Consider the following 15,862-nt stretch of genomic DNA (forward strand, 5'->3'; position numbering starts at 1 on the left):
GCATGAGTACAGAGGTTCGTATTCCAAATATTGCAGAATCTATTAGTGAGGTCTCAATAGCTTCACTTTTGGTGGCATCCGGAGATTTCGTGCAAGAGAATCAAGGGATTTTAGAGATAGAAAGCGATAAGGTGAATCAGTTGATCTACGCTCCCTGTTCAGGAAGAGTAGAGTGGAATATTTCTGTAGGCGATACGGTAGCAGTTGGCAGTGTTGTTGGTACTATTTTTGAAGCGGAGAGTCAAGATACCTTATCTATTCATGAGCAGATGCCATTTAGCTTGGTAGAACAAGAGAGCGATGCGCAAATCATCTCTTTTCCTTCATCGGTACGGCAGGATCCTCCTGCGGAAGGGAAAACTTTTGTTCCTTTGAAAGATGCCCAACGGTCCTTTTCTGATAATAGAGAAACTCGAGAGACCATGAGCGCTATTCGAAAGACAATTTCTCGTAGATTAGTTCAATCTTTGCACGAATCTGCCATGTTAACTACGTTTAATGAAGTATACATGGGACCTGTCATTGCTTTGCGTAAAGAGCAGCAAGAGGCGTTCGTTGCCAAATACGGAGTGAAGCTCGGATTTATGTCTTTCTTCATTAAGGCCGTAGTAGAAGCTTTAAAAAAATATCCCCGAGTGAATGCCTATATTGAGGGAAATGAAATTGTTTACAGACATTATTACGATATTTCTATTGCTGTAGGAACGGATAGGGGATTAGTGGTTCCTGTGCTGCGTCATTGTGACCAGTTGTCCTGTGGAGAAATTGAAGTACAGCTTGCAGATTTAGCGTCTCGGGCTCGAGAGGGGAAACTTGCGATTCATGAGTTAGAAGGAGGGAGCTTTACCATTACCAACGGAGGGGTCTACGGATCTCTTCTATCGACACCCATTATTAATCCTCCTCAGGTGGGGATTCTTGGAATGCATAAGATAGAAAAACGTCCTGTGGTTAAAGAGGACGCGATCGTTATAGCCGATATGATGTATGTGGCTATGAGTTATGATCATCGGATTATAGACGGAAAAGAAGCCGTAGGCTTTCTTGTTCATGTAAAAGAGCTTCTGGAACAACCAAATCTTTTATTTGCTCTCTAAAAAGCTGGTTTAAGGATCAAGATTATCTAGGAAGAAGCAGCACTGCTGTCACATTATTTCTTCGCGGACGAATCGCGGCAGGATTGTTTTGATGGCTAGATTTCCAGCTTCTAAAAGAGAAAAAGGTATCTGCCTCAGAACAGGTGCAGCGTTCGGAAATGAAGATATTTTTTTTAGATAATCCCTCTGAGAGCAGCTGGTTTCTTGCAACAGCGCGAAAATCTAAGTGATTTTCTTTCGGCATTAAAGGGAAAAAGCTAGAGGGGAAGAGTTTTTGGTAATCTGGATAGATAGCCATATCAGGGCCCAAGGAGGGTGATATAGCTACTACGAGATCTTGAGGCTTACTGCCAAAAGTTTTTTTCAGACGACGAACTGTAACCGCATAGATATTGCCGACGAGGCCTCTCCATCCTGCATGTACATTGGCGATCGCATGATTTTGAGGATCGTAGAAAATCGCAGCCTGACAGTCTGCGTGATAAATGTGTAAAGAAAGCAATGGAGTGGTTGTAAACAGCCCGTCAGCGGGACAGCGTTTCGGCGTCTTATGCGTGACATGGCGGAGGCTTGTGCCATGTACCTGATGCGCATTACAAAACCCCTTGCCTCCCAGGCAAGCGGCGATCTGCGCATCAGAGGCTTGATTCGCTTCCTCCTCATCACTTTGTTTAGGGAAAATCCCATGACTGATAGGGAATTGCTCCAGCTCTGGGAAAGTCAACTTTCGTAATGCTTTGGAAGCGGTTGTCATCGGTATCCTATTCAGGCTCTTTCCATACACCATGCTCTTTTAGCAGTTGGATTAATTCTTCTTCAGCATTTTCCATTGGAATACAAGATTTGACGCATTTATGCTTAACATACAAATCAATCATTCCAGGTTTAGATCCTACATAGCCAAAATCAGCATCAGCCATCTCTCCAGGGCCATTGACGATACATCCCATGACAGCAATCTTTAATCCTCCGGGAAGGTGTTTCGTTCGTTCTCGAATGCGTTGAGTAACTTCTGGTAGGTCAAAGAGTGTTCGGCCACATCCGGGACAAGAAATATACTCCACAGTAACAGATCGAATATTTGCACTTTGCAAAATCAAAAATCCTAGAGTTCTAGAAAGTTGCAAATCCGGAAGATTCAGTAATACGCAGGATCCTAACCCATCCAAAAGTAAGGCGCCTAAACGAACCGATAAATCAATCACCGCTTCATTTTCTGGAAGATTGGGATCTAAAGAAAAGCTCAAACAAATGGGCTGTGAGTGTTCCTTTCGCAACTCAAAAAAGCGACGCGCCTCATAAATATCTTCTACTTCAAAATAAGCAAATGGGGCAGCAAGCGTCTTTTCAGAAAGCCAAGCCTCTTCATTCGTTTCATTAAGAATAGGAGCCGCCTCTTGATCAAAAACAAGAAGATGTTTTTCAAGTTCAGCAACAATAGCTGAAGAACGCATATTTTGAGGGATGACCACCCCTTCCGGTGCGGTTGGGTCTTTTTTCCCGGTGGTTATGTCTACTCCTAAGTTTTGGAGGAGTTCTGCAGGTTCTGTAGTTAATAGCTGAGTTTCGGTTAACTTGACTAGAAGTCCATAAACATTCCCCCAAGGGAGATTTTTTGAGAGTTCTTGAGTAGCGAGCTGTTCCGAACGATAGATTTCAAAAGGATTGTCTTTTTTTTCTGAGAGTTCAGAATATCCTGAGGTTTGCTTGAGGAGATCTACGCACACCGGAATTTCAATAGTTGGGCATCCTGTCAACGAACAACGAATCGTATCTCCTAGTCCTTCAGAAAGTAAGGTTCCTATTCCTACAGCAGACTTCACAACTCCATCGATGCCAGATCCCGCCTCTGTAACACCTAAGTGTAAGGGGTAGAGCCAACCTCTTTGGTCTAACTCGTGAGCTAAAGCTCGATACGCGGCTACCATGACCTTAGGGTTGCTCGATTTCATAGAAAAAACAACATCATGGTAGTCCATATTAACGCAGACTTCGACGTACTCTAAAGCAGAGTAGACCATCCCTTCAATTGTATCGCCATAGCGTTGCATAACGCGCTCGGATAAAGAGCCATGATTGACTCCTATGCGCATTGCTCGGCCTAAGCGTTTGCATTTCTCAACAAGAGGAGAAAACTTTTCAAACAAACGTTCTAAGCTATGCGCGTATTGTTCGTCGGAGTAGATTTTTCCAGTAAACATATTCCGTTTGTCGACATAATTTCCTGGATTGATACGCACTTTTTCTACAAAATCTGCGACATGCATAGCCGCTTGGGGAAAGAAGTGAATATCAGCTACAAGAGGAATAGAGACGTTTTGTTGGATTAAACGATCTTTTATTTTCTCACACGCGCTCACTTCTTTTAGACCTTGAACAGTGACTCGGGCAATTTCGCATCCACATTCCTGTAGAGCACAGATCTGCTTAACCGTGCCCTCTACGTCAGTAGTGGCTGTTGTTGTCATAGACTGTATTTTGATAGAGTGTTCACTACCAACAAAAAGATCTCCGATTTTTACAGAGAGTGTCTTACGTCGAAAAGGCTTTTGTAAACAGGGCGTTGCCATGACAAAGTCTCCTACGAATCATTTTTTGAATTTTTGTTAGGCTGTGTAAGCCAATTGCAGCTCATCCTAGAAAATTTTAGAGGCATAAAAAGTGTAAGATTTGGCCAGATTTAAAGGAAGGTTTATTACGAAGAAAAACCTCCCTAAGCTTTCCTCAGAAATAAATCGGTTGAGGGATGTTGGTTAAAACAATAATTAAATCTTTGTGGTGATATTTGTTTGCTATATTCTCCACCGCATGAAGCAAAGCGAGTTTTGCTGAAATTAGCCAAGACCTTTGTTTGACCGGATCCTTTGGAGTAAAGTCCGAGAAGCCAGACAAAAGAGGAACTTGAATAATTGGACAATCGTGCTTTATGGCTTCTTCAAAACAAGCTGAATAGGCTTTCAAACAAATTCTATAACAATCCCCGGAATTATTCCCATACATAGAGGCTTTAGGGGCCTGTACTTGGATAAATCGAGTAGGTTTATTATAAGTTTTCGTTTCAGGGTCCCAAGTAGGGACAAAGGAGTCTCGGTCTTCCCATTGGGCGGAAGAGCATTCTCCAGGGGCTAAGAGGCCTGAACGGGGTTTAGACTCTTCCCAACACGAGTCAGTAAGCACAGAAGAAAGTAAATAATTCGTTCCACCTCCACCTGAGCCTTTAGAGCAGGATATGGATTGTGCCAAATTGACAATTGCCGCAGGCAAATTGGATTTAAGTCTTAGGGAAGCAAAGTGTCCTGAGGTAGAAATGAATAGTGTCTTTGTGTTCGGGATATTCCAAGCAGAAAAGCGTGCCAAAGAGTTTCTAAATGATAAGGTAATTTTCTCTGAAGAAAGAAAATAAGGCATTATTTTCGGAGATCCTATGCGATTCCAGCCGAAAACTATCTCTTTTATGGTTTTTTTTAATGCTGGTTTAGAAGGGGTCCAAGAGGGAGGAGGGGTGATGGATTCTGGCATTTCGAGCTCGGGGAGTTCAGGAATAGCTTCAGAGGGAAGTTCCCTTACTACTCTTTTTAGAGGGCAAAAATGTTGGTAAATAAGGAATCCCGCAACGAGAAGACTGCTTCCTAAAAAGAGAGCAGAAATCGCGATCAGCGAGGTAGTAGAGGCAAGGATTCCCACTATGCAACCCGCAAGCCCTAAAATGATCCCTGTTGCAAGTGAAGTAACGAGAGCCTGTTTATGAGTCAAAGTGGGAGATTGGCAAGAATGACGTACAGCATTCTGTATTGCAGATAATGGCGCAAACATAAACCCTTAAACTTAAAAATTTTGTTTAAAAGTTTAAGAAAACAGACCGTTTTGCGCAAGAATTCGAAATTTAGGATTAGAAGGTAAGTTTGACACAGCCGCTTTTAATACAACACTGACAAGCCAAACGTTCATTGGACGATTCAGGTTCTCCTAAAAAATCCTGTTCTGCCTCAGAAAATTCACTTAAATTATCTGCCCCTTCGAGGACTTCAACAACACAGGTTCCACAAACTCCTTCTGTACAAGCCAAGGGGACTCCAGCATTCTCACAAGCTTCTGCTATAGGTGCACCATCTTCTAAATCAAACTCTTGATTTTCGCCGTCCGCTGAAATGATGAGCTTGGCCATAAGGTCTCCAGAGGAAAAATAACATTGTGTTTATTAGGAATCGGAGTAGAGGGATTCGAACCCCCGACCTATTGCTCCCAAAGCAACCGCGCTAACCAGGCTGCGCTATACTCCGATCAAAAAGGCAAGAGCTCAGAAGGTTAGCATATACACTATATATTCGACAAGAAGAGGTTGTAGAAAATGCAAAATATTCTTCGAACTTCTTCTTGAAGATATATGTTTTTGCTGGGTATTCGTTCGGTGTAGCATCAGGGGGGACATAGTGAATCACTTTAAAGGAAGTTCATGGAAAGTTGTAGTCATTCCTATCTGTATAGTATTCACTTTGGTGTTCCCTTTTCCCAGATGGCTGATTGATTTTGGGGTGTGTGCTAATTTAGCCTGCTCCTTATCGATCATTTTTTGGGTGTTCTCCCTGCGTTCTTCTGCTTCCGCTAGAATTTTTCCCTCGCTTTTACTGTACCTTTGTCTACTGCGGCTTGGTCTCAATTTAGCTTCCACACGGTGGATTTTAGCTTCAGGATGGGCTTCTCCTTTAATTTTTGCTTTAGGGAACTTCTTTTCTTTGGGGAGCATTCCTGTTGCGCTTACGGCATGTTTACTGTTGTTTCTTGTGAATTTTCTTGTCGTAACCAAAGGAGCGGAGCGTATTGCGGAAGTGCGGGCGCGTTTTTCTTTAGAATCTCTTCCCGGTAAGCAGATGTCTTTGGATGCTGATGTTGCTGCAGGAAGAGTTGGTCCGGGTAGAGCTTCTGCCAAAAAACATTCTCTTTTTGAAGAGAGTGATTATTTTTCAGCTATGGAGGGAGTGTTTCGCTTCGTCAAAGGTGATGCGATCATGGGATGGGTGCTGTTGGGAGTAAATAGTCTGGCAGCGTTATCTTTTGGACGAGATATCTGTGTTTACGATTTATGGTTAACCGTATTGGGGGATGCTTTAGTCAGTCAAGTTCCTGCTTTGCTAACATCTTGTTCAGCAGCCACTCTTATAGCAAAAGTCGGAGAAAAAGAAAGTTTAGCGCAATATCTAGTAGACTATTATGAGCAATGTAGACCAAGTTTTTTATTTATCGCATTGATTCTGTGTGGAATAGCTTGTATTCCTGGGGCTCCCAAAGCTCTTGTTTTAGGATTCTCTGCTTTGTTGCTGTTGGGGTATAAGAACTCTTCTTCGGAAGAAGCTTTGTTGTTTCGTAAAGAGCGGATAGAATTCCTACTGCCTAGCAAAGAATGCTCAGACCCAGAAAATTTATATAAAGACGCTTGTAAGCGTATTTATCAGGAATTAGGGGTAGTCTTCCCCAAATTGAGCGCGGTCCATTATGTAAACGGAGTTTCTCCCAAATTGGTGTTTTCTGGGCAGGAGGTTGCTTTGAAAGAGCTTTCTTACTCTGCCTTAGTAGAGGCTATGAGAAGGCTGGCTCCCGAAATGATAGGAGAAAGTTTCGTTGCTCGTCTTGTTGAAGAAATTCGAGGAGGCGTTTCTTTATCGATAGAAGAGATTATCCCGCAGAAACTCTCGGAAAATTCCTTGGTCTTTCTATTGAGGGCTCTTGTTAAAGAGCAGGTCTCCTTACATTTATTCCCTAAAATTATCGAAGCTATTGATGTGTTTGGTGCTCAAGCACAAAATTCTCAGGAATTAGTAGAGTCTATTCGTAAATATTTAGGAAAACACATTGGGTTATCCTTATGGAATAGAAAGGATGTTCTTGAGGTTATTACCGTGGATGCTATGGTTGAGCAATTTGTGCGCGATTCGCAAGAAAAAGTTCGTTTAGATTTACATGAAAAAGTTGTTTCTCAGGTGAAGAACTTATTACGGGAGAGCGAAGGCCATTTTCGAGCTATTGTGACGGGAGCCGAAACGAGAAAAGAATTGAAACGCATTGTGGATCCATATTTCCCTGATTTATTAGTTTTAGCGCATAGCGAGCTTCCTGAAGAGATGCCGATAACTCTGTTGGGAGCTGTTTCTGATGAGGTTTTATTGTCTTAAAAAGCTGTTTGCTAGGAGTTGTTTATTAATTGTGAAAGAGTAGACGTTGTTTAAAATTTTTATTTGATTTAATCTTATTTTTTTAGTTTGTGAAAGATTATTTTTTTGTGAAGACTCAAGATCTTGCAGATACTTGGCAACTCTATTGGGCAACTAAAGAAATCCATCACAGGGATTTTTTAATTGAAGCCTATCTCCCGCTTGTAAAAAACGTAGCGCATCGACTTGCTGCGGGGATGCCATCTCATGTGAAGATAGAGGATCTTTATGCTTCTGGGGTTGAGGGATTAGTCCGAGCTGTTGAGCGGTTTGATCCGGAAAAAAGCAAGCGATTCGAGAGCTATGCTCTTTTTATTATAAAGGCTGCGATTATTGATGATTTGCGCAAGCAGGATTGGATTCCTAGAAGCGTCTACCAAAAAGCACATCGCTTAGCTGATGCGATGGACTCTTTGAGACAAATGCTGGGGAAGGAACCTACAGATGGGGATCTTTGCGAGTATTTAAATATTTCACAGCAAGAGCTATCGCAGTGGTTTTCCTCCTCTAGACCTGCGCTAGTTTTATCTCTGAATGATGATTTTTCTTGCCAAGATGATGATGAAGGACTTGCTTTAGAGGAAAGGATAGCGGATGAGCGGGCTGAAACTGGGTACGATGTCATCAGAAAAAAAGAAGCTATCTCTATTCTGACAGAAGCTCTTCTTTCTCTTGATGAGAAAGAGCGGCAGGTAATGGCTTTGTATTACTATGATGATTTAGTTCTCAAAGAAATAGGGAAAATTTTGGGAGTTAGCGAGTCTCGCGTTTCCCAAATTCACTCTAAAGCCCTGTTGAAATTGCGAGGCACCTTGTCGAGCTTATTCTGATAGCTTTTCTGGACAATCTCTTCTATATTGTTTTCTCAATTTTTTATTTAGATGTAAGACCCGTTTTGTTGTCAATCCATCCCTCATAGCTTGCCTTGCTATAAAGGAACGGGATAGATAAGATGTTGCTAAATAAGTTTATATGGATAGATTTTATGCAACAGTTAATCGACAGCCTTCAGAAACGGGGGATCTTGGATAATTCTTCCGCAGGATTAGAAAATGTAACTGCCCCTGTTTCTGCTTATTTGGGATTCGATCCAACTGCGCCTTCTTTGCACATAGGGCACTGGATTGGAATTTGCTTTCTGCGTCGGTTATTGGCATATGGAGTTACCCCTGTCGCTCTCGTAGGAGGAGCAACTGGGATGATTGGAGATCCCTCTGGCAAGAGTGTGGAACGCACATTATTAGACCAGGATCAAGTGCTCGATAATAGTAAAAAGATTGAGTCGGCTCTTGCTAGCTACCTTCCCGGGGTTCGTATAGTGAACAATGCTGAGTGGCTGGGATCTTTGAGTATGGTGGATTTTTTGAGAGATGTCGGCAAGCACTTTCGTCTAGGCTCAATGTTAGCTAAGGACGTAGTGAAACAGCGAGTGTATTCCGAAGAGGGAATTAGTTACACTGAGTTTAGTTACTTATTGCTGCAATCTTATGATTTTGCCCATCTTTTTAAGGAGCACAATGTTGTCTTACAGTGTGGGGGAAGTGATCAGTGGGGGAATATCACCGCGGGGATCGATTACATTCGTCGAAGAGGATTGGGGCAAGCTTTTGGACTTACCTACCCTTTATTGACGGACAGCAAAGGGAAAAAAATTGGAAAAACAGAGTCTGGAACCATCTGGTTAGACCCTGCGTTAACGCCTCCTTATGAACTATTCCAGTATTTCTTACGTTTGCCAGACCAAGAAATCCCCAAAATAGTGAGAACGCTTACTTTGCTTGATAATGAGGAGGTCTTTGCTCTTGATAAGCGGTTAGAGAGTGATCCTCAGGCTGTGAAAAGATATGTAGCCGAAATCATTGTAAAGGATGTGCATGGGCCCGAAGGATTGGCTGAAGCACAGGCTGCTACAGAGAGCTTTTTTGCTAGCAAGGGACAAGGGATGACCGAATCAGAGCTTGCAGCATTAGTTCAGTCTGGTGTTGGCGTCAAAGTAGCACGAGCAGATGTGATAGGGAAACGTTGGTTAGATGTCGTTGTGGAACTAGGCTTTTGTTCTTCCAGAGGGGAAGCGAGAAGACTTATTCAGCAGAAAGGCTTGTATATTAACCAGGAACCTTTAGTAGATGAGCAGAGCATTTTGGATGGAACTCATTTACGCTTCGATCGGTATATTCTTCTTTCACAAGGGAAAAAGAAAAAACACGTTATAGATCTTAATTAGGAGGGGACAGTGGCTCCAAATGCAGATATTGGATTGATCGGTTTGGCCGTAATGGGCAAAAACCTTGTATTGAATATGATGGATCACGGGTTCGCTGTCTCTGTCTATAATCGAAGTCCTGAGAAAACCGAAGAGTTCTTAAGAGAATATGGAGAGAACGGTCTTCTTCAAGGGTTTACTACTATCGAAGAGTTCATTCAATCCTTGAAACGTCCTCGTAAGATCATGATTATGATTAAGGCCGGGGCTCCTGTTGATGAAATGATCTCCTCTCTGCTTCCTTTTTTAGAAGCTGGGGATATTCTTATTGATGGAGGGAATAGTTATTATCTAGATTCTGAGCGTCGTTACATAGATCTCAAAGAAAAAGGGATTTTATTTGTCGGGATGGGAGTCTCTGGAGGAGAAGAAGGAGCTCGAAAAGGTCCTTCTATTATGCCGGGAGGGAATGCAGATGCTTGGCCAGCCATTGCTCCTATTTTTCAATCCATAGCTGCTCAGGTAGATGGGAAGCCTTGCTGTTCTTGGATTGGTACTGGCGGAGCGGGACATTTTGTCAAAGCGGTTCATAACGGCATTGAGTATGGAGACATTCAGTTAATTTGTGAAACGTATGAGGTTCTGAAATCTCGTCTTAATCTTTCTCCTGAACAGATAGGAAATATATTTTTTGAGTGGAATCAAACGGATCTTAACAGCTATCTCATGGGAGCTGCTGCGGCTGTTTTAACAACAAAAGATGAACAGGGCGCTCCTATTGTCTCAACTATTCTGGATGTTGCAGGTCAGAAGGGAACTGGGCGTTGGGTCGCGGAAGATGCGATTAAGGCTGGGGTTCCTATGTCGTTAATCGTTGAGGCTGTTTTGGCTCGATATCTTTCAACTTGGAAAGAGGCGCGCACAACAGCCGCTTTGGCATTCCCTGGGGTTCCGCTTCTTTACCAACCTCCACAAGAATCTGCGGCTTTCATTGAAGATGTCAGGGAGGCTCTCTATGCAGCAAAGATCATTAGTTATGCTCAAGGCTTTATGCTATTGAAGCAAATCTCTGAAGAAAAAGGTTGGGCTCTTAATTTAGGAGAGCTGGCTTTGATCTGGCGAGGGGGGTGTATCATACAAAGCGCTTTTCTAGATAAAATTTATCAAAGTTTTGAAAAAAACGCGGATGCACACTCTCTGATCTTGCAGGATTATTTCCAAAAAGTTCTGTTTAACTCTGAAGCCGGTTTCCGCCGAGCTGTGTTGCATGCTGTCGGAGCAGGCATAGCCACTCCTTGTTTATCTGCAGCTTTAGCATTTTATGATGGATATCGGACCGAAAATTCGCCCTTGTTTTTGGTACAAGGTTTGCGCGATTATTTTGGTGCTCACGGTTACGAGCGTCGAGATCGCCCTCGCGGGGAATTTTATCATACGGATTGGTTAGGAACCAAGAAGACGACCCAAATATAACAACAAAAAAAAGCCCGGGATTCTTTTCCCGGGCCTTTTTTTTAGGGGAGTCTTAAGAGGCAAAATTATTCCATTTTGAGAACTTCAACAAAGGCGGTATTCGGAATAGAGACTTTTCCAAATTCCTTCATTCGTTTTTTCCCTTTTTTCTGCTTTTCCCATAATTTACGTTTTCTTGTAATGTCTCCTCCGTAACATTTAGCGGTGACATTTTTGGCTAAGGCTCGGATAGTCTCTCTAGCAATGATTTTGTTATTGATTGCAGCTTGGATGGGAATTTTAAAAAGTTGAGGAGGAATAACATCTACGAGTCTTTCACAGATGCTTCTTCCTTTTGCTTCTGCTTTATCTCTATGTACAAGACAAGAGAAAGCGTCCACGGTTTCATCATTGATAAGGATTTCTAATTTGATAATAGCGCCTTTTTTATACTCTCCTAGACGATAGTCAAAAGAGCCATATCCTTTTGTCACAGATTTAAGCTTATCATTGAAATCAGAAACGATCTCATTCAGAGGCAGTTCATAGGAAAGAACGAGTCTATGTTGGTCAAGCATATCCGTCTTCAGGCAAACCCCGCGTTTGTCCATACATAAGCTCATGATGTTGCTTAAATACTCTTGAGGAGTAATGATATTCACGTGAACCCAAGGCTCTTCCATGTGCTCGATAAGGGCGGGGTCTGGGTAGGCTGTTGGATTGTCGATAAATAGTGTTTTTCCGTTTTTTAAGACCACCTTGTAAATAACACTTGGCGCCGTAGCTATAATATCAAGATCAAACTCCCTCGAAATTCTCTCAAAAATGATTTCAAGATGAAGAAGTCCTAAAAAACCACAACGGAACCCAAATCCAAGGGAGTGACTGCTCTCTTGTTCAATTGTAAGCGCGGAGTCATTCAGCTGCAAACGGCCTAAAGCATCTTTAAGGGTATCAAAATCTGAAGAATCGATTGGATAGATCCCTGCAAACACAACAGGCTTGATTTCCTTAAATCCTTCTAAGGGGGATTTGGCGGGGTGCTTAACCGTGGTGACCGTATCTCCGATTTTTACGTCTTTAACCTTTTTTAGGTTAGCAATGAAATATCCTACCTGCCCCGCTCGTAAAGACCCTTCTATCAAGGTTGCTTCTGGTAGAAATGCTCCAATACCCAAAACCTCAAAAGAGGATCCCTTAGTTGCCATAAAGGTGATGCGGTCACCTTTTTTGATTTCTCCGCTGATTACTCGCACGTATACCATGATTCCTACATAAGGATCGTAATGGGAATCAAAGATCAATGCTTTGAGTTCTGTTTCTGTAGGTTTTTTGGGAGGAGGTATTAGCTGGATAATAGACTCTAAAATTTGGGGGATACCTTGTCCGGTTTTAGCTGAACAAGCTATGGCGTTAGAAGTGTCTAAGCCAATAAACTCTTCTATTTGCTTTTTGATGGCTTCAGGTTGAGCTGCGGGAAGATCTATTTTATTTAAAACAGGAATGATTTCCAAATCCCGTTCTAAGGCTAGGTATACATTAGCTAAGCTTTGAGCTTGCACGCCCTGAGCAGCATCTACTATAAGCAATGCTCCCTCGCAAGCTGCCAGTGAACGAGAAACTTCGTAAGAAAAATCTACGTGTCCAGGGGTGTCTATGAGGTTCAGTTCATAAATTTCCCCTTGGTATTCGTAGGTCATCGTGACGGGATGAGCTTTGATAGTGATGCCCCGCTCTCTTTCTAGATCCATAGAATCCAGAAGTTGTTCGCGCATTTCTCGTTGTTCAATGGTGCTAGTACTTTCTAGCAAACGATCTGCAATAGTGGATTTCCCGTGGTCGATATGGGCAATAATAGAAAAATTACGAATGTTCTCGATTTTATATGGTTTCAATGTTTTTGACCAAATTTTGCTTGGAAAAGGACATGTTAACGGAATTGATAGTTGTCTATCTAGAGAAAATTAATAAGAAGTTGGAAGAGATTTAAAAACAAAGGGCTTTTTTTAAAGGAAAAAAAAAGCCCCGCCCAAATCGGGCGAGGCTCTTTTTTTAGAGCATTTCTTGCGAATCTTAAGAAACACCCTCTACAGCAGGAGAGGATTCTTTAGCTGCCGAAGAAGTTTCCTTCTCGGTTGCCGCTAAAGCTTCTGCTAGTTCTTGTTCTTTGGCTGCTGAGGCAGCTAAGAACAGTTTGTTAAGTTTAGTTGCGGATGTCAACCAAACCATGATGATGGCAAAGAGCGCAACAGCTAGGAATGGAGTCATCGCACCAATGCTTCCGCAAACAACCAAAAGTCCTTGTTGGATCAAAGATCCTCCGGATTTACCAAATCTTGCGGCCACTACGTCAATAGCAGCTTTCCCTTTGACTTTTTGCTCTTGATCCAATGGGATATAAGCCATTTCTTTTGTCGCATCAAAGAGAGCATATTTAGTTGATTTGGAAAGAATGTTTTGGATTGCTCCAACAACAACCGCTAGCATTAGAGGTGTTGTTCCAAGAGCTGCAACCAACCCTGTTGCGTGGTCTCTAAAGATAACGAGAGCAAAGAAGATTGCACCTGTTACAAGGACCATGATAGGTGTGACTAAAGCACCAGTCAACCAGCCGAAGCGACGGATGACGTTACCTCCAATGAAGAGCATAACGATAACAGATACAACTCCGGTCCAGAAGGAGAATTGCCCCATAAATGCGCTGTAGTCATTTGGATTAGGGAATTGCATTTTAAGCTGGCTTTTCCAAGTTACTTCAACGAGGTTAATGCAAACTCCGTAGCAAATAACGAGAAGAGCGAGAAGGAGCATGTAAGGAGATCTTAACAGATAAGAGAAGCTTTCGCCCATGCTCATCTTAGGTTTAGATTTCTTAGCTTTTAGCTCTGCTGGGTTATAGAATCTAGGATCGGTAAGCACATAGCGGTTCATCCACCAGTAGCAAGCCGCGATAATGGCGCAAGAACACAGAAACATGGCCATTAAGAAATACAGAGTTACTCCCCAAGGGTCTACGCCTTCTGAGAAGCTTGCTCGTAGTTTAGAAGACCAAACAATAGCTGGACCTGAGACCAAAAGAGCGACATTAGCTCCAACTCCGAAAAGAGCATAGAAACGCTTAGCTTCGCTAATTTTAGTAATTTCGTTCGCAAAGCCCCAGAACATTAAAGAGAGCATAACGCTTCCCCACAGTTCCGAAAGTACATAGAACGCAGCAAATGTCCAGTTGCGGAGCATCGCAATGAAGCCCATGAATCCGGAAGGAAGGATAGATTGTAGTGTGTCAGCAAAAGCTGTGGGGTGAAGAATATGGCGGCAAGGGTATATCAGTACAGGGAACAGTGCGAAGAATACAACGAATGGTGAAAGCACTGCATAGAAAAGAGCCTGTTTGTTCAAAATGTTGCTTAACTTGGCGTAGATAAGCATGAACACAACAGCAGAAGGGACAACCAGCCATAACTTAATAAAAGGAATGGCTTCTGCTCCAGATCCCGGTGCTGTAACGATAAGAGTATCTTTTGTATCTCTCAAAATCGTGTAATTGAATGAAATACAGAAGAACATTAGGAACATTGGCAGAACTTTCTTCAGCTCATGCATATGTATCGGCCAAAGGAAAGAGCGCAATTTTCCAAAAGGTTTTTCCGCGGTTTGAGTCATATTTCACCCTCTGAAAAGCTTATTTTAATTGTTAATTTTTCTTTGTTGATTAGATCAACGAAACTTTAAAAATATTTTTTAGCAGCACGAAACTTCTTTTTCTTAGTGCTCATTCCGGCTGAATCTTCGGTTGCGTGGAGAAGAGATGCTCTCTGCTCGGAGAGCTTAGGAGAGCGGAATAAAAAAACGGCAGAATTTCAGCCTTTAGGAAAAAAGTATACCATCAAAGGTCGCGGAAGGCAATAGAAAAGGGCTGCGTGCCTAGTGAGTAAAGGGCTCTTTAATAAGAGCCCTCTATGGAGATTTTTTGTTCTAGCTTTTAAAAAATTTTTTATAACTTTATTCTGCAGGCTGAGAAAGCGCCTCTACATAGGCATTCCAAAGTTCTTGGCTTGCGATATTATTGCGGATAGAGCGAATAAGCTCTCTCTTCAGTGAAGGAAGAGGTTTTTTGGGGCTGAATCGAGCTAAAAGATCTTTATCGCCAACTTGACGGGCCAATTCTAAAACGCGTTCGATGTCTGTTTTCGTAAAATTCACAAAATCTCTACGTTTTTTAGAGCCTCGAGGAGCTCTAGGTTTGGGGCTAATAGATCTAGGAGTAATGGAGTCGATCACAAACGTTTTCAACATTTTTAGAAGCTGTTCTGGGGCAGAATTTTTCATTTTTTTTAAAGTAAAATGATGCATGTATCCGCCTGTTGGCCCTGGGAGATAACGACAAAGATCATTCTCTTTACTTCCTCCAACCTTGCTAATCGCTTTAGTTATGAGCTGCTCTATTTCTTCTTGGATAGTAATCTGTGCCGTAGCCATGAATAGCTCCTTGGGGATAAATCTAGTTCAACAGATGATAGTTTTGGCTTTATTAACTTTAATAGTTAACTAAGTCTATTTTTGATTTAATGTTTAGTCGAAATAAAAATCAATTACTGTTTATCTTTTGGTGGATTCTATAGTGATTTTTGGTTTTTTCGCAATATCATTTTAGAGATTTTTTTGATTTGGACAAAAGAAATAAAGTACTTCAGATAGTTTTCTAAGTTTATTTGCATAAATTTTTTCAGTTATGTGGATTAGTAGTGAAAGACCGCTTGCAACGAATATATCGCTGATGTTCTTTTTATAGTTTTTTTCTTGGAGAGCTGTCTTTTGTAATCCTTGTTTCTTAGCTGCTAAAATTATTTAGAATTGTCTTATCAGGGAAAGAAAGGAGAAGCTTTTCCTTTGAGTTGAGGATA

At 42.0% G+C, this 15,862-nt stretch carries 11 protein-coding genes, 1 tRNA gene and 1 pseudogene; 5 read left to right on the forward strand and 8 right to left on the reverse strand.

The window, feature by feature from the left end; all coding sequences use genetic code 11:
- Positions 1 to 2 precede the first annotated feature (2 nt).
- Positions 3 to 1,097 (forward strand): dihydrolipoyllysine-residue succinyltransferase, encoded by a 1,095-nt coding sequence (gene sucB / locus B6E89_RS00290; RefSeq protein WP_035405548.1) that lies wholly within the window; start codon positions 3 to 5, stop codon positions 1,095 to 1,097.
- A gap of 22 nt (positions 1,098 to 1,119) precedes the next feature.
- Here sucB and pgeF read toward each other — a convergent pair whose 3' ends face one another.
- From pgeF to B6E89_RS00315, 5 genes are all read right to left on the reverse strand, one after another.
- Complete coding sequence (gene pgeF / locus B6E89_RS00295) at positions 1,120 to 1,851, reverse strand: peptidoglycan editing factor PgeF (protein WP_080132811.1); 732 nt, start codon at positions 1,849 to 1,851, stop codon at positions 1,120 to 1,122.
- A gap of 7 nt (positions 1,852 to 1,858) precedes the next feature.
- Complete coding sequence (locus tag B6E89_RS00300) at positions 1,859 to 3,667, reverse strand: 4-hydroxy-3-methylbut-2-en-1-yl diphosphate synthase (RefSeq protein WP_080132812.1); 1,809 nt, start codon at positions 3,665 to 3,667, stop codon at positions 1,859 to 1,861.
- Between the two features lie 154 nt (positions 3,668 to 3,821).
- On the reverse strand, positions 3,822 to 4,910 hold the full coding sequence (locus tag B6E89_RS00305) for a macro domain-containing protein (protein WP_080132815.1): 1,089 nt from the start codon (positions 4,908 to 4,910) through the stop codon (positions 3,822 to 3,824).
- 76 nt (positions 4,911 to 4,986) lie between these two features.
- Positions 4,987 to 5,262, reverse strand: coding sequence for a 2Fe-2S iron-sulfur cluster-binding protein (locus B6E89_RS00310; protein ID WP_035405556.1), 276 nt, complete (start codon positions 5,260 to 5,262; stop codon positions 4,987 to 4,989).
- Between the two features lie 40 nt (positions 5,263 to 5,302).
- Positions 5,303 to 5,377: transfer RNA gene (locus B6E89_RS00315), tRNA-Pro, on the reverse strand.
- Positions 5,378 to 5,481: 104 nt separating this feature from the next.
- Between B6E89_RS00315 and B6E89_RS00320 the strand changes: the two are divergent.
- The 4 genes and pseudogenes from B6E89_RS00320 to gnd all read left to right on the forward strand — a co-directional run bounded on the left by B6E89_RS00320 (position 5,482) and on the right by gnd (position 10,979).
- Positions 5,482 to 7,264 (forward strand): annotated as a pseudogene (locus tag B6E89_RS00320) (FHIPEP family type III secretion protein).
- Between the two features lie 107 nt (positions 7,265 to 7,371).
- Complete coding sequence (locus B6E89_RS00325) at positions 7,372 to 8,133, forward strand: FliA/WhiG family RNA polymerase sigma factor (protein ID WP_035405743.1); 762 nt, start codon at positions 7,372 to 7,374, stop codon at positions 8,131 to 8,133.
- A gap of 155 nt (positions 8,134 to 8,288) precedes the next feature.
- Positions 8,289 to 9,527: a tyrosine--tRNA ligase gene (gene tyrS / locus B6E89_RS00330; RefSeq protein WP_080133248.1), complete on the forward strand. Its 1,239-nt coding sequence runs from the start codon at positions 8,289 to 8,291 to the stop codon at positions 9,525 to 9,527.
- A 9-nt stretch (positions 9,528 to 9,536) separates the two neighbouring features.
- A complete protein-coding gene (gene gnd / locus B6E89_RS00335; protein WP_080132818.1) occupies positions 9,537 to 10,979 on the forward strand; it encodes a decarboxylating NADP(+)-dependent phosphogluconate dehydrogenase in 1,443 nt (480 codons plus the stop codon).
- A 65-nt stretch (positions 10,980 to 11,044) separates the two neighbouring features.
- On the opposite strand, the gene lepA is transcribed toward gnd, so the two are convergent.
- The 3 genes from lepA to ddbA form a co-directional block, all read right to left on the reverse strand.
- Entirely contained in the window at positions 11,045 to 12,853 is a 1,809-nt protein-coding gene (gene lepA / locus B6E89_RS00340; protein ID WP_080132819.1) for a translation elongation factor 4, read from the reverse strand.
- Positions 12,854 to 13,031: 178 nt separating this feature from the next.
- The gene (gene npt1 / locus B6E89_RS00345) at positions 13,032 to 14,621 is read right to left on the reverse strand and encodes an NTP/NDP exchange transporter Npt1 (protein ID WP_080121107.1); all 1,590 of its coding nucleotides are present in this window, start codon (positions 14,619 to 14,621) and stop codon (positions 13,032 to 13,034) included.
- Positions 14,622 to 14,960: 339 nt separating this feature from the next.
- A complete protein-coding gene (gene ddbA, locus B6E89_RS00355; protein WP_080121109.1) occupies positions 14,961 to 15,437 on the reverse strand; it encodes a DNA binding protein DdbA in 477 nt (158 codons plus the stop codon).
- Between the last annotated feature and the right edge of the window lie 425 nt (positions 15,438 to 15,862).

This window comes from Chlamydia suis (assembly GCF_900169085.1).
In the GTDB taxonomy this organism is placed as follows: Bacteria; Chlamydiota; Chlamydiia; order Chlamydiales; family Chlamydiaceae; genus Chlamydia; species Chlamydia suis.

What these genes read in the sequence shown, in the direction of transcription:
- ddbA (WP_080121109.1), bottom strand. Translation starts at nt 15,437, where the DNA reads ATGGCTACGGCACAGATTACTATCCAAGAAGAAATAGAGCAGCTCATA.
- B6E89_RS00300 (WP_080132812.1), bottom strand. Translation starts at nt 3,667, where the DNA reads ATGGCAACGCCCTGTTTACAAAAGCCTTTTCGACGTAAGACACTCTCT.
- B6E89_RS00310 (WP_035405556.1), bottom strand. Translation starts at nt 5,262, where the DNA reads ATGGCCAAGCTCATCATTTCAGCGGACGGCGAAAATCAAGAGTTTGAT.
- B6E89_RS00305 (WP_080132815.1), bottom strand. Translation starts at nt 4,910, where the DNA reads ATGTTTGCGCCATTATCTGCAATACAGAATGCTGTACGTCATTCTTGC.
- tyrS (WP_080133248.1), top strand. Translation starts at nt 8,289, where the DNA reads ATGCAACAGTTAATCGACAGCCTTCAGAAACGGGGGATCTTGGATAAT.
- pgeF (WP_080132811.1), bottom strand. Translation starts at nt 1,851, where the DNA reads ATGACAACCGCTTCCAAAGCATTACGAAAGTTGACTTTCCCAGAGCTG.
- sucB (WP_035405548.1), top strand. Translation starts at nt 3, where the DNA reads ATGAGTACAGAGGTTCGTATTCCAAATATTGCAGAATCTATTAGTGAG.
- npt1 (WP_080121107.1), bottom strand. Translation starts at nt 14,621, where the DNA reads ATGACTCAAACCGCGGAAAAACCTTTTGGAAAATTGCGCTCTTTCCTT.